Annotated in this window: 11 protein-coding genes; 3 read left to right on the top strand and 8 right to left on the bottom strand. The window is 58.4% G+C overall.

Annotation, left to right across the window (positions count from 1 at the left end; translation table 11 throughout):
- Positions 1-22: 22 nt before the first annotated feature.
- The 8 genes from rseP to rpsB all read right to left on the bottom strand — a co-directional run bounded on the left by rseP (position 23) and on the right by rpsB (position 7,508).
- The gene (gene rseP, locus AO353_RS16495) at positions 23-1,375 is read right to left on the bottom strand and encodes a sigma E protease regulator RseP (protein WP_054595914.1); all 1,353 of its coding nucleotides are present in this window, start codon (positions 1,373-1,375) and stop codon (positions 23-25) included.
- 54 nt (positions 1,376-1,429) lie between these two features.
- Positions 1,430-2,620 carry a 1-deoxy-D-xylulose-5-phosphate reductoisomerase gene (ispC, locus tag AO353_RS16490; protein WP_054595913.1) on the bottom strand — a complete coding sequence of 397 codons (1,191 nt, stop codon included), beginning with the start codon at positions 2,618-2,620 and terminating at the stop codon, positions 1,430-1,432.
- A complete protein-coding gene (locus AO353_RS16485; protein WP_054595912.1) occupies positions 2,617-3,423 on the bottom strand; it encodes a phosphatidate cytidylyltransferase in 807 nt (268 codons plus the stop codon). The genes ispC and AO353_RS16485 overlap by 4 nt, the downstream gene beginning before the upstream one ends.
- On the bottom strand, positions 3,423-4,178 hold the full coding sequence (uppS, locus tag AO353_RS16480; protein ID WP_054595911.1) for a polyprenyl diphosphate synthase: 756 nt from the start codon (positions 4,176-4,178) through the stop codon (positions 3,423-3,425). The genes AO353_RS16485 and uppS overlap by 1 nt, the downstream gene beginning before the upstream one ends.
- A gap of 17 nt (positions 4,179-4,195) precedes the next feature.
- On the bottom strand, positions 4,196-4,753 hold the full coding sequence (frr, locus tag AO353_RS16475) for a ribosome recycling factor (protein ID WP_019692087.1): 558 nt from the start codon (positions 4,751-4,753) through the stop codon (positions 4,196-4,198).
- Positions 4,750-5,493 (bottom strand): UMP kinase, encoded by a 744-nt coding sequence (pyrH, locus tag AO353_RS16470; protein ID WP_011059526.1) that lies wholly within the window; start codon positions 5,491-5,493, stop codon positions 4,750-4,752. The genes frr and pyrH overlap by 4 nt, the downstream gene beginning before the upstream one ends.
- A gap of 209 nt (positions 5,494-5,702) precedes the next feature.
- Complete coding sequence (gene tsf / locus AO353_RS16465) at positions 5,703-6,566, bottom strand: translation elongation factor Ts (RefSeq protein ID WP_054595910.1); 864 nt, start codon at positions 6,564-6,566, stop codon at positions 5,703-5,705.
- Positions 6,567-6,770: 204 nt separating this feature from the next.
- A complete protein-coding gene (gene rpsB / locus AO353_RS16460) occupies positions 6,771-7,508 on the bottom strand; it encodes a 30S ribosomal protein S2 (RefSeq protein ID WP_003219330.1) in 738 nt (245 codons plus the stop codon).
- A gap of 370 nt (positions 7,509-7,878) precedes the next feature.
- On the opposite strand from rpsB, the gene map reads away from it, so the two are divergent.
- From map to dapC, 3 genes are read left to right on the top strand one after another with little or no spacing between them, the layout of a single operon-like run.
- Positions 7,879-8,661: a type I methionyl aminopeptidase gene (gene map, locus AO353_RS16455; protein WP_054595909.1), complete on the top strand. Its 783-nt coding sequence runs from the start codon at positions 7,879-7,881 to the stop codon at positions 8,659-8,661.
- 43 nt (positions 8,662-8,704) lie between these two features.
- Positions 8,705-11,407, top strand: a complete 2,703-nt coding sequence (locus AO353_RS16450; protein ID WP_054595908.1) for a [protein-PII] uridylyltransferase — start codon at positions 8,705-8,707, stop codon at positions 11,405-11,407.
- A 44-nt stretch (positions 11,408-11,451) separates the two neighbouring features.
- Positions 11,452-12,651 carry a succinyldiaminopimelate transaminase gene (gene dapC, locus AO353_RS16445; RefSeq protein ID WP_054595907.1) on the top strand — a complete coding sequence of 400 codons (1,200 nt, stop codon included), beginning with the start codon at positions 11,452-11,454 and terminating at the stop codon, positions 12,649-12,651.
- Positions 12,652-12,870 lie beyond the last annotated feature (219 nt).

Here is a 12,870-nt window from a genome sequence, read left to right as displayed (position 1 = left end):
AGATTCGCAATTCAGCGAAGCGTTACAGTCGACCCAGATCGTTGACCAGAGCAAGCAACATCACCCCGATCACCAAACTGATACCGATCTGTATCCCCCAACTCTGCACCCGATCCGACAAGGGACGACCACGCGCCCACTCGATCAGATAAAACAACAGATGCCCCCCATCCAGTACAGGAATGGGCAGCAAATTCAGAACCCCCAAGCTAATACTCAGATAAGCCAGGAAATTCAGGAAATCAGCGACACCCGACTGGGCAGAAGCGCCCGCCACTTTAGCAATGGTTATCGGTCCACTCAAGTTTTTTACCGAGAGCTCGCCGAACAACATTTTCTTTAGTGAATCAAGGGTCAGCACACTCATGGTCCAGGTGCGTCGAGCACCTTCGCCAATCGCGGCCACGGGACCGTAGCTGACCTCGCGAATCATCTCTGGTGGCCAATCGATAGCCTTCACCCCGGCACCCAGATAACCACTGGCTACTTTCGCCTTGTCGCGAGTTGCCAAGGTAACCGGGACGTCGATTTGAGCACCGTCACGCTCGATATGCAGCACAATTTTGGTATCAGGACGCACACGCACCCAATCGACCACTTGCTGCCAATCGGTCAGCGCCTGGCCATCGAGCGCCAGCAGACGGTCACCGGTCTTCAGGCCTGCTGCCTGCGCCGGGCCCTTAGGGTCCAGCTCTGCCAACACAGGCGGCAATGCCGGACGCCAAGGACGGATACCCAACGAACGAATCGGGTCCGGCTCATCAGCCCCCTTGAGCCAGTGATCCAGGACCAGCTCGCGCGGCGAATCGGCGGTAGAGCCCTGTTCGCGCACCAGCAATTGCAATGAACCACTTTCACCAAGACGCCGGACCAGTTGCAGATTCACCGCTGCCCAACCCGAAGTCGGCTCACCATCGATGGCGACGATTTCCTGCCCCGGACTCAAACCGGCCTTGGCGGCCATGCTGCCGACTTCAACGGCGCCGATGACAGGACGCACCTGCTCGGTGCCAAGCATCGCCAGCACCCAGAAAAACGCCAATGCCAACAAAAAGTTGGCGATAGGCCCGGCAGCTACGATGGCAATGCGCTGACGAACGGATTTGCGATTGAAGGCCTGATCAAGCTGCTCGGCCGGCACTTCGCCTTCACGCTCATCAAGCATCTTCACGTAACCACCCAAAGGGATGGCAGCGATCACGAACTCGGTGCCACGCCGGTCATGCCAGCGCAGCAATGGCAGGCCGAAGCCCACGGAGAAACGCAGAACCTTGACGCCGCAGCGACGCGCGACCCAGAAATGGCCAAATTCATGGAAGGTGACCAGCACGCCCAAAGCCACCAGGGTGCCGACAATCATATAGAGCGCGCTCATCTACTTTCTCCGCAATCCTATTCAGTGCTGCCGTGGGCAAACCCGCCGCAACACCTATCGCCCGTGACGACTCAACCAACGCTCGGCCAGGACACGCGCTTTCGCGTCCGCAGTGAAAACCGCATCGAGATCATCGACCGAAACCACAGGTTCGAGGTTTAGCACCTCCTCAATGATACTCGCGATCTCCAGGTAACGGACACGTCCATCGAGAAAGGCTGCAACAGCTACCTCATTCGCGGCGTTCAGCATGGCCGGAGCACTGTTCCCGGCCTCTGCCGCCTGGCGCGCCAGACGCAAGCACGGGAAACGCTCTTCGTCAGGCGCCTGGAAGTCCAGACGCGCGATTGCAAACAGGTCCAGCGGCGCAACCCCGGAGTCGATGCGCTCAGGCCATGCCAGTGCATTGGCGATCGGCGTCCGCATATCCGGATTACCCAACTGCGCCAATACCGAACCATCAACATAGTCGACCAGCGAATGAATCACGCTTTGCGGATGAATCACCACCTCAACCTGTGACGGCTTGGCATCAAACAGCCAACAGGCCTCGATCAGCTCCAGGCCTTTGTTCATCATGCTGGCCGAGTCGACCGAAATCTTGCGCCCCATCGACCAATTGGGATGGGCACATGCCTGCTCTGGCGTAACATGCGCCAACTCAGCCATGGATGTCTGCCGGAACGGACCGCCAGAAGCTGTCAGTAAAATCCGTCGAACGCCTACAGCGCCGAGCCCACGAGAAAAATCTGCGGGCATGCACTGAAAGATCGCATTGTGCTCGCTGTCGATCGGCAGCAGCACCGACCCGCTCTTGTGCACGGCCTGCATGAACAGGGCGCCGGACATCACCAGCGCTTCCTTGTTGGCCAGCAGAATCTTCTTGCCCGCCTCCACCGCCGCCAGCGTCGGACGCAACCCCGCCGCACCGACAATCGCCGCCATCACCGCATCGACTTCAGCGTCGGAAGCGACCTGACACAGACCCTCCTCCCCCACCAGCACGCGCGTAGAAAGGCCCGCAGCCCGCAAATCGTCTTGCAGACGCCGGGCAGCCACGGGCTCCGGCACAACAGCAAAGCGCGGCACATGGCGGACGCACAAAGCCAACAGCTCACTCAGGCGAGAGAAGCCGCTCAAGGCAAAGACTTGATAGCGCTCGGGATGACGCGCGATGACATCAAGGGTGCTCAGGCCAATAGAGCCGGTCGCCCCCAGGACAGTGATCTGTTGTGGGCGGCTCACGATGCAGCCATCCACAGCAATACCGCAAACACCGGAATCGCCGCAGTGAGACTGTCGATACGATCCAGAATGCCGCCATGACCCGGCAGCAGATTACTGCTGTCCTTGATACCCGACTGGCGCTTGAACATACTTTCGGTCAAATCGCCGACCACCGAGATAAACACGATAATCGCCGCGCCGATCAACCCTTTCAGCATCTCGCCGACCGTCCAGTCACGCACCAGACCAACAATGGCGGTGATCACCAGACTCAGCAGCAAGCCGCCGTACACGCCTTCCCAGCTCTTGCCAGGGCTGACCTGCGGAGCAAGCTTGCGCTTGCCGAATGCCCGACCGGAAAAGTAAGCGCCAATATCTGCGCCCCAGACCAATACCATCACCGCCATGATCAACCAGTTACCCAGCGGCTCTTGCTTGATCAGGATCAAACCTTGCCAGGCCGGCAACAGGATCAGCAGGCCGATAACCAGTTTGCAGGCCGCACTGGACCAATGCTCACTGGTCTTGGGATAGGTCAGCACCAGATAGGTTGCCACCGCCCACCAAAGCACGGCAGCCCCCAGCACCCAAGGCGAAAGCCCCGGCAACACGTGCATGACAAACAGCATCGCCGCGACCACCGCGGCATAAGCGACACGCATCGGTTGAGCAGTGAAACCTGCCAGACGCGCCCATTCCCAGGCACCAAGAGTCACGACCAGGCCGATAAACAGCGCAAAACCGGAGCCCTCGAGCAGAAAAAATCCGCACAGGGCGATCGGCAGCAGGATCAGCGCAGTGATGATTCGTTGTTTAAGCATTAAACCCGGGCTCCAGCCTCGACCTGCTCACTCGTTTTACCGAAGCGGCGCTGGCGAGAAGCGAAATCGGCCAATGCATTACGCATGGCTTCGTGTTTGAAGTCCGGCCAGAACAGGTCGGAGAAATAAAGCTCGGAGTACGCCAATTGCCACAGCAGGAAGTTGCTGATGCGATGCTCGCCACCGGTACGAATGCACAAATCCGGCAACGGCAAATCACCGGTAGCCAGACAGGTCTGCAGCAATTGCGGAGTAATGTCGTCCGGACGTAAATGCCCGGCCTGAACCTCTCGCGCCAGACGTTGGGCTGCCTGGGCGATATCCCATTGGCCGCCGTAGTTGGCCGCGATCTGCAGGACAAAACGATTGGCGCCGACGGTCATTGCCTCCGCCTCACGCATGGCGGCCTGAAGCTCGGGATGAAAGCGCGAACGATCGCCGATAATACGCAACGTGATGTTGTTGTCGTTGAGGCGCTTGGCCTCGCGACGCAACGCCTTGAAAAACAAATCCATCAAGGCGCTGACTTCATCGGCCGGACGCTGCCAGTTTTCACTGGAGAAGGCGAACAGGGTCAGTACTTCAACCCCGGCCTCAGCGCATACCTCAATAACCGCGCGCACAGCATCGACGCCAGCCTTGTGCCCGGCAACACCGGGCAAGAAACGTTTTTTTGCCCAGCGATTATTACCATCCATGATGATCGCGACGTGGCGCGGCACCGAGGACAGCACTGGCTGCTTGGTCTTTTCCATGAAGGCGTCCTGACCCCTTATACGGCCATCAGGTCCTTTTCTTTGTCTTCAGTGAGCTTGTTGATCTGAGCCTCGAAGTCTTTGATCAACTTGTCGATATCGGCACTCGCGCGACGCTCTTCGTCTTCGCTGATTTCCTTATCCTTGACCAGCTTCTTCAGGTCGCCCAGTGCATCACGGCGAATATTACGCACCGCGACACGAGCATCTTCGGCTGCGCTGCGCGCTTGCTTGGTGAAGCCCTTGCGGGTTTCCTCGGTCAAGGCCGGCATGGAGATCAGCAGCAACTCACCCAGGTTCGTCGGGTTGAGGTTCAGGCCAGCACTCTGGATCGCCTTGTCGACCGCGGCGAGCATGTTGCGCTCGAAAGCCACGACTTGCAGGGTCCGGGAGTCCTTCACGGTGACGTTGGCCACACTGCTCAAAGGAGTATCCGAACCGTAGTAAGGCACCATCACGCTACCCAGGATGCTTGGGTGCGCCTTGCCTGTACGAATCTGACCAAAAGCGTGGGCCAGGGACTCCAGGGATTTGGTCATGCGCTCTTGAGCGTCTTTCTTGATTTCGTTGATCATTGCTCGCCTTCCTCGATCAGGGTTCCTTCAGCGCCGCCATGTACGATGTTCAGCAGGGCGCCGGGCTTGTTCATATTAAATACGCGCAGCGGCATCTTGTGGTCGCGGCACAGGCAAATAGCCGTCAGATCCATCACACCCAGCTTACGATCCAGTACTTCATCGTAGGTCAGATGATCGAACTTCTCGGCATGCGGGTCTTTGAATGGGTCAGCGGTGTACACACCATCAACCTTGGTCGCCTTCAACACAACGTCAGCATCGATCTCGATCGCACGCAAGCAGGCTGCCGAGTCGGTGGTGAAGAACGGGTTGCCGGTACCGGCAGCGAAAATGACCACTTCCTTGGAGTTCAGGTGACGCATGGCTTTGCGGCGATCGTAGTGATCGGTCACGCCTACCATCGAAATAGCCGACATCACGATGGCCGAGATATTCGCACGTTCCAGCGCATCACGCATGGCCAGGGCGTTCATCACAGTGGCAAGCATGCCCATGTGGTCGCCAGTCACCCGATCCATGCCGGCCGCACTCAGTGCCGCGCCGCGGAACAGATTACCACCACCAATCACCAGACCGACCTGAACACCGATACCGACCAGTTGGCCGACTTCCAGTGCCATGCGATCCAGAACCTTGGGGTCGATCCCGAACTCTTCGGAGCCCATCAAGGCCTCGCCGCTAAGCTTGAGTAGAATGCGTTTATAGCGAGCCTGATAACCACTGCCCTGCTGAGCCATTGCGAATCTCTCCTGCGGCGTATTTTAAAAAATTCTTGCGGGCTGTTTGCAGCCTGCGTTTACTCTAACGTGACGCTGTCACAGCGCCATCGGAACACGGCTTTGTAAGCCAGTTCCGACGGAAAACCAAATAAATTGGCTTCCCCATCTGAAAAGAGGCTGCGCGCGTAAGCGGGCAGCCTCTTCAGGGCGACAGTTAAAAAACCGTCTTACTGCTTGGCAGCAGCCAGTTGAGCAGCAACTTCTTCAGCGAAGTTGTCGACTGGCTTCTCGATGCCTTCGCCTACTTTGAAGTAAGTGAAAGAAACGATTTCAGCACCGGCTTTCTTGGCCAGTTCGCCAACCTTGATTTCAGGGTTCTTGACGAACGCCTGCTCAACCAGGCTCGCTTCAGCCAGGAACTTGCTGATACGGCCTTTGACCATGTTTTCAACGATGTTTTCTGGCTTGCCGGCGATTTTGTCAGCGTTGAGGGTCAGGAACACGCCTTTCTCGCGCTCGATCGCTTCAGCGGAAACTTCCGACGGCAGCAGGAATTCAGGGTTGGTAGCCGCTACGTGCATAGCGATGTCTTTGGCCAGCTCAACGTCGCCGCCCTTCAGAACAACAGCTACACCGATCTTGTTGCCGTGCAGGTAACCACCGACAACATCACCTTCAACGCGAGTCAGGCGACGGATGTTGACGTTTTCGCCAACCTTGCCGACCAATACCAGGCGAGCAGCTTCTTGAGCTTCGATCAGAGGCTCAACGGTAGTCATCTTGTCGGCGAACGCTTTTTCAACGCTAGCAGCAACAAATACCTTGAAGTCGTCCTGCAGAGCCAGGAAGTCAGTCTGCGAGTTCACTTCCAGCAGGACTGCGGATTTACCGTCTTCTTTCAGAGCGATCGCGCCTTCAGCAGCAACGTTGCCTGCTTTTTTGGCAGCCTTGATGGCGCCCGAAGCACGCATGTCATCAATGGCTTTCTCGATGTCGCCGCCAGCCTTGGTCAAGGCTTTCTTGCAGTCCATCATGCCTTCGCCAGTACGCTCGCGCAGTTCTTTGACCAACGCTGCAGTAATCTCTGCCATTTCAAAATTCCTCTTGGATAGGTTATCAACCATTCCACCCGATCGAACGGGCGTTCAATTCTTCCCGAACCACCCTTGTTAGCTGCTGCACATTACAGATGCAGTAGCGGCATCCTGAAAACAGGCGCCAACAAATGGTTTTCGAGGTGGCAAAAAGGGGGCCAAGCCCCCTTTTTGCTTACTGAGTCAACGCCAAGGCGTCAATTACTCAGCTGCTGCTACCGGAGCTTCTTCAACGAACTGCTCGGTGCCGCCAGCAACGTGGTTGCGACCGCGGATTACAGCGTCAGCCATCGAACCCATGTACAGCTGGATAGCGCGGATTGCGTCATCGTTGCCTGGGATGATGTAGTCAACGCCTTCCGGGCTGCTGTTGGTATCGACTACGCCGATAACCGGGATGCCCAGCTTGTTGGCTTCGGTGATCGCGATGCGCTCGTGATCAACGTCGATAACGAACAGTGCGTCAGGCAGACCGCCCATGTCCTTGATACCACCCAGGGAACGATCGAGCTTTTCCAGGTCGCGAGTGCGCATCAGCGCCTCTTTCTTGGTCAGCTTGGCGAAAGTACCGTCTTCGGCTTGCACTTCAAGGTCACGCAGACGCTTGATGGAAGCACGGATGGTTTTGAAGTTGGTCAGCATGCCGCCCAACCAGCGGTGATCGACGTACGGCGAACCGCAACGTGCTGCTTCTTCAGCAACGATCTTGCCAGCGGAACGCTTGGTGCCGACGAACAGAATCTTGTTTTTGCCCTGGGCCAGACGCTCTACGAAAGTCAGAGCTTCGTTGAACATTGGCAGGGTTTTTTCAAGGTTGATGATGTGGATCTTGTTACGCGCGCCGAAAATGTACTTACCCATTTTCGGGTTCCAGTAACGGGTCTGGTGACCGAAGTGCACACCGGCCTTCAGCATATCGCGCATGTTGACTTGGGACATGATAGTTCCTTAATAAGTCGGGTTTGGCCTCCACGTATCCCAATGACCAACCAGCAGCATCAGCTGAAGGCACCCAGGTCATCGTGTCGACACGTGTGTGGATTTAAGCTTTTCGGGGTATACCCGGAAAGCGGCGCATTTTATATCACAAGGAGGGCGAAAACGAAACCCGGATTCTTAAAACCTGATCAGTGCGTTGGTTCCGGCCCTTGGAATCCCCCCAGAATGCGCCATTCTATAGAGAGAAGCGATGCACAGAGGCGCGGACTCGCCGTGATCGTCTGTTAGAATCGTGTTTTTCAGGGCTGCGAGCAGCATCACGCAGGCCCATTCCGTATAGAAAGCGCCACTGAGCGTAGAGAGAACCTGTATGACCGTCACCCTCAAAACCCCAGAGGACATCGCAAAAATGCGGATCGCCGGCAAGCTTGCCGCCGATGTGCTGGAAATGATTGCCGAATACGTCAAGCCGGGCGTCACGACCGAAGAGCTGGACCGCATCTGCCACGACTACATCGTCAACGAGCAGAAAGCCATCCCTGCCCCGCTCAACTACAAAGGCTTTCCAAAGTCGATCTGCACCTCGATCAACCACGTGGTCTGCCACGGCATCCCGAACGAGAAGCCGCTGAAAGACGGCGACACGCTGAACATCGACGTCACTGTGATCAAGGATGGCTATCACGGCGACACCAGCCGCATGTTCCACGTCGGCACCGTGCCGGTCTGGGCCGAGCGCCTGTCGCAAGTCACCCAGGAATGCATGTACAAGGCCATCGAACTGGTCAAGCCCGGCTGCCGCCTCGGCGATATCGGCGAAGTCATCCAGAAGCACGCTGAAAAGAATGGCTTCTCGGTGGTTCGCGAGTTCTGCGGCCACGGCATCGGCAAGGTGTTCCACGAAGAACCGCAAATCCTGCATTACGGCCGCGCCGGTACCGGCATGGAACTGAAAGCCGGCATGACCTTCACCATCGAGCCGATGATCAATCAGGGCCGTGCCGACACCAAGGTCCTCGGCGATGGCTGGACCGCGATCACCAAGGATCGCAAGCTGTCGGCGCAGTGGGAGCACACCCTGCTGGTGACCGAAACCGGCTACGAGATCTTCACCCTGCGCAGCGATGACACCATCCCTCGCGTTTCGGCCTGATCCGACAAGTTCCGCACCCAGCCTATAGAAGGAAAGCCAATCGATGCCGCAGGTGGATCCCGAACTTTTCGACCGCGGCCAGTTCCAGGCCGAACTGGCCCTGAAGGCAAGCCCGATCGCGGCCTTCAAGAAGGCCATCCGCCAGGCACAAGAGGTGCTCGACGCGCGATTTCGCAGCGGACGGGATATTCGCCGGCTAATAGAAGATCGCGCCTGGTTCGTCGACAACATCCTGCAACAGGCCTGGGAGCAGTTCAATTGGAGTGAAGACGCCGACATCGCGCTGGTCGCGGTCGGCGGCTACGGTCGCGGCGAACTGCACCCCTACTCCGACATCGATTTGCTGATTCTGCTGGACAACGCCGATCACGAAGTTTTCCGCGACTCCATCGAGCGTTTTCTGACGCTGCTATGGGACATCGGCCTGGAAGTTGGCCAGAGCGTACGCTCGGTGGACGAATGCGCCGAACAAGCCCGCGCCGACCTGACCATCATCACCAACCTGATGGAGAGCCGCACCATTGCCGGCCCCGAGCACTTGCGCCAGCGCATGCTCGATGTCACCAGCACTGAGCACATGTGGCCGGCCAAGGATTTTTTCCTGGCCAAACGTGCTGAACAGAAGGCACGTCACCACAAATACAACGACACCGAATACAACCTGGAACCCAACGTCAAAGGCTCGCCTGGCGGCCTACGGGATATTCAGACGATTCTGTGGGTGGCACGCCGCCAATACGGCACGCTGAACCTGCGCGCACTGGCGGGCGAAGGCTTCCTGGTCGAAAGCGAAAACGCCCTTCTCGCCTCGTCCCAGGAGTTTTTGTGGAAGGTTCGTTACGCCCTGCACATGCTTGCTGGCCGCGCCGAAGACCGCTTGCTGTTCGATCACCAACGCTCGATCGCCGGGCTGCTGGGCTTTGAAGGCGATGACGCCAAGCACGCCATCGAAAACTTCATGCAGCAGTACTACCGGGTGGTGATGAGCATTGCCCAGCTCAGCGACCTGATCATCCAGCATTTCGAGGAAGTCATCCTCGCGCCGGAAGATGAAGCGCCGCCGCAACCGATCAACTCGCGCTTCCAGTTGCATGACGGCTACATCGAGGCGATCAACACCAACGTGTTCAGACGCACACCGTTTGCCATGCTGGAAATTTTCGTGCTGATGGCTCAACAGCCGGAAATCAAGGGCGTGCGGGCTGACACCATTCGTCTGCTGCGCGAACACCGGCACCTGATCGATGACGACTTCCGCAACGACATTCGCAATACCAGCCTGTTCATCGAACTGTTCAAATGCAAGATCGGCATCCACCGCAACCTGCGACGGATGAACCGTTACGGCATTCTCGGGCGCTACCTGCCAGAGTTCGGTTTTATCGTCGGGCAGATGCAGCACGACCTGTTCCATATTTATACGGTCGACGCCCACACCCTGAACCTGATCAAACACCTGCGTAAGCTGCAGTACACCCAGGTGTCCGAGAAATTCCCGCTGGCCAGCAAGCTCATGGGCAAACTGCCCAAGCCGGAGCTGATCTACCTTGCCGGGCTGTACCACGACATTGGCAAGGGCCGGCATGGCGATCACTCGGATATTGGGGCGGTCGACGCCGAAGCGTTTTGCCAACGCCATCAACTGCCCCTGTGGGACAGCCGACTGATTGTCTGGCTGGTGCAAAACCACCTGGTGATGTCGACCACCGCCCAGCGCAAAGACCTGTCCGACCCGCAAGTGATCCACGACTTCGCGCAGATCGTCGGCGACGAAACCCGCCTCGACTACCTGTACGTGCTGACCGTTTCGGACATCAACGCCACCAACCCGACGCTGTGGAACTCCTGGCGCGCCAGTCTGTTGCGCCAGCTCTACACCGAAACCAAGCGCGCCTTGCGCCGTGGCCTGGAAAACCCGGTCGATCGTGAAGAACAGATCCGCCAGACCCAACGCGCCGCCCTGGATATTCTGGTACGCGGCGGCACTGACCCGGATGATGTCGAACAGCTCTGGTCGCAACTGGGCGACGACTATTTCCTGCGTCACACCGCTGGCGACGTGGCCTGGCACACTGAGGCGATCCTCCAGCAGCCAGCCGACGGCGGGCCACTGGTACTGATCAAGGAAACCACCCAGCGCGAGTTCGAGGGCGGCACGCAGATCTTCATCTATGCGCCGGACCAGCACGACTTCTTCGCCGTGACCGTGGCGGCGATGGACCAGCTCAACCTGAACATTCACGACGCCCGGGTGATCACCTCGACCAGCCAGTTCACCCTCGACACCTATATCGTGCTCGACACCGATGGCGACTCGATTGGCGACAACCCGGCGCGGGTCAAGCAGATCCGCGACGGCCTGACCGAGGCCCTGCGCAATCCGGACAACTACCCGACCATCATCCAGCGTCGGGTGCCGCGTCAGCTCAAGCACTTTGCGTTCGCACCGCAAGTGACGATCCACAACGACGCCCAGCGTCAGGTGACGGTGCTGGAACTCAGCGCCCCCGACCGTCCGGGTCTGTTGGCACGGATCGGAACAATCTTTCTCGAATTCGACCTGTCGCTGCAGAATGCCAAGATTGCCACCCTCGGCGAGCGGGTCGAAGACGTGTTCTTCATCACCGACGCGAGCAATCACCCGTTGTCCGACCCGCAACTGTGCAGTCGCTTGCAGGATGCGATCGTCGAACAACTGAGCGTCAGCCCCGAACCCTCTATCGAACTGTCGCGCATCAGCATCTGAATGCGCGCCATGATTTAACTGCTTTTGAGTGAGACCCCGCACCGATGAACAACGCTCTGAACCAGCTCCAGCCTTACCCGTTCGAGAAACTGCGCGCCCTGCTCGGTGCGGTGACGCCAAACCCGGACAAGCGCCCGATTGCGCTGTCCATCGGCGAACCGAAGCACCGTTCGCCAAGCTTTGTCGCTGAAGCGCTGGCGAGCAATCTGGATCAGATGGCGGTGTACCCGACCACGCTTGGCATCCCGGCCCTGCGGGAAGCCATTGCCGGCTGGTGCGAGCGGCGCTTTGGCGTACCGAGTGGCTGGATCGATCCGGCGCGCAACGTGCTGCCGGTCAACGGCACTCGCGAAGCGCTGTTCGCCTTCACCCAGACCGTGGTCAATCGCGGCGACGACGCACTGATCGTCAGTCCGAACCCGTTCTACCAGATCTATGAAGGCGCAGCGTTCCTCGCAGGCGCCAAGCCGCATTACTTGCCGTGCCTGGATGAAAACGGCTTCAACCCGGACTTCGACGCCGTATCGGACGATATCTGGAAGCGCTGCCAGATCCTCTTCCTGTGCTCGCCGGGCAACCCTACGGGGGCGCTGATCCCGGTCGAAACCCTGAAGAAACTGATCGCCCTGGCCGATGAACACGACTTCGTGATCGCTGCCGACGAGTGCTACAGCGAGCTCTACTTCAACGAACAGACCCCACCGCCAGGCCTGCTCAGCGCCTGCGTGGAACTGGGTCGCAAGGATTTCAAACGCTGCGTGGTGTTCCACAGCCTGTCCAAGCGTTCCAACCTGCCGGGCCTGCGCTCGGGTTTCGTCGCCGGCGATGCCGAGATTCTCAAGGGCTTCCTGCTGTATCGCACCTACCATGGCTGCGCCATGCCGGTTCAGACCCAACTCGCCAGCGTTGCCGCGTGGAATGACGAAGTGCATGTGCGGGCCAACCGTGCGCTGTACCGCGAGAAGTACGATGCGGTACTGGAAATCCTCAGCCCGGTGATGGACGTACAGCGCCCGGACGGCGGTTTCTACCTGTGGCCGAACGTCGAAGGCGATGATGCCGCCTTCTGCCGTGATCTGTTTGTCGAAGAACACGTGACGGTGGTGCCAGGCTCGTACCTGTCCCGCGAGGTTGACGGTTTCAATCCGGGTGCTGGCCGAGTGCGCCTGGCATTGGTCGCGCCTTTGGCGGAATGCGTTGAAGCGGCAGAACGGATTCGCGACTTCATTCTGCGCCGTCAATAACTGTTACATCGCCCGCAGGAGTTGCCGCAGGCAGCTCCTGCATGAAATCCGACCAGGGTTCCCGATCAATCGCCGTTGAAGTGCCATATTGGTCGCTTAAGCTGCCCGCTGACAGCTGCCATCGGCAATGCGACAAAGCCCGGTCATGGCCGACGCCGAACCCGCTCGCTCATGGCATAATCCTTGATCTTTTATTTCCAGCACCTCCAAAGGGGGGCA

This window comes from Pseudomonas fluorescens, from assembly GCF_001307155.1.
In the GTDB taxonomy this organism is placed as follows: Bacteria; Pseudomonadota; Gammaproteobacteria; order Pseudomonadales; family Pseudomonadaceae; genus Aquipseudomonas; species Aquipseudomonas helvetica.
This window is presented reverse-complemented; position numbering and strand designations above follow the sequence as displayed.

Bases quoted from the DNA above. Each gene is read 5' to 3' on its own strand.
- map (WP_054595909.1), top strand. From the start codon at position 7,879: ATGACCGTCACCCTCAAAACCCCAGAGGACATCGCAAAAATGCGGATC.
- AO353_RS16450 (WP_054595908.1), top strand. From the start codon at position 8,705: ATGCCGCAGGTGGATCCCGAACTTTTCGACCGCGGCCAGTTCCAGGCC.
- frr (WP_019692087.1), bottom strand. From the start codon at position 4,753: ATGATCAACGAAATCAAGAAAGACGCTCAAGAGCGCATGACCAAATCC.
- uppS (WP_054595911.1), bottom strand. From the start codon at position 4,178: ATGGAAAAGACCAAGCAGCCAGTGCTGTCCTCGGTGCCGCGCCACGTC.
- rpsB (WP_003219330.1), bottom strand. From the start codon at position 7,508: ATGTCCCAAGTCAACATGCGCGATATGCTGAAGGCCGGTGTGCACTTC.
- AO353_RS16485 (WP_054595912.1), bottom strand. From the start codon at position 3,423: ATGCTTAAACAACGAATCATCACTGCGCTGATCCTGCTGCCGATCGCC.
- dapC (WP_054595907.1), top strand. From the start codon at position 11,452: ATGAACAACGCTCTGAACCAGCTCCAGCCTTACCCGTTCGAGAAACTG.
- pyrH (WP_011059526.1), bottom strand. From the start codon at position 5,493: ATGGCTCAGCAGGGCAGTGGTTATCAGGCTCGCTATAAACGCATTCTA.
- tsf (WP_054595910.1), bottom strand. From the start codon at position 6,566: ATGGCAGAGATTACTGCAGCGTTGGTCAAAGAACTGCGCGAGCGTACT.
- rseP (WP_054595914.1), bottom strand. From the start codon at position 1,375: ATGAGCGCGCTCTATATGATTGTCGGCACCCTGGTGGCTTTGGGCGTG.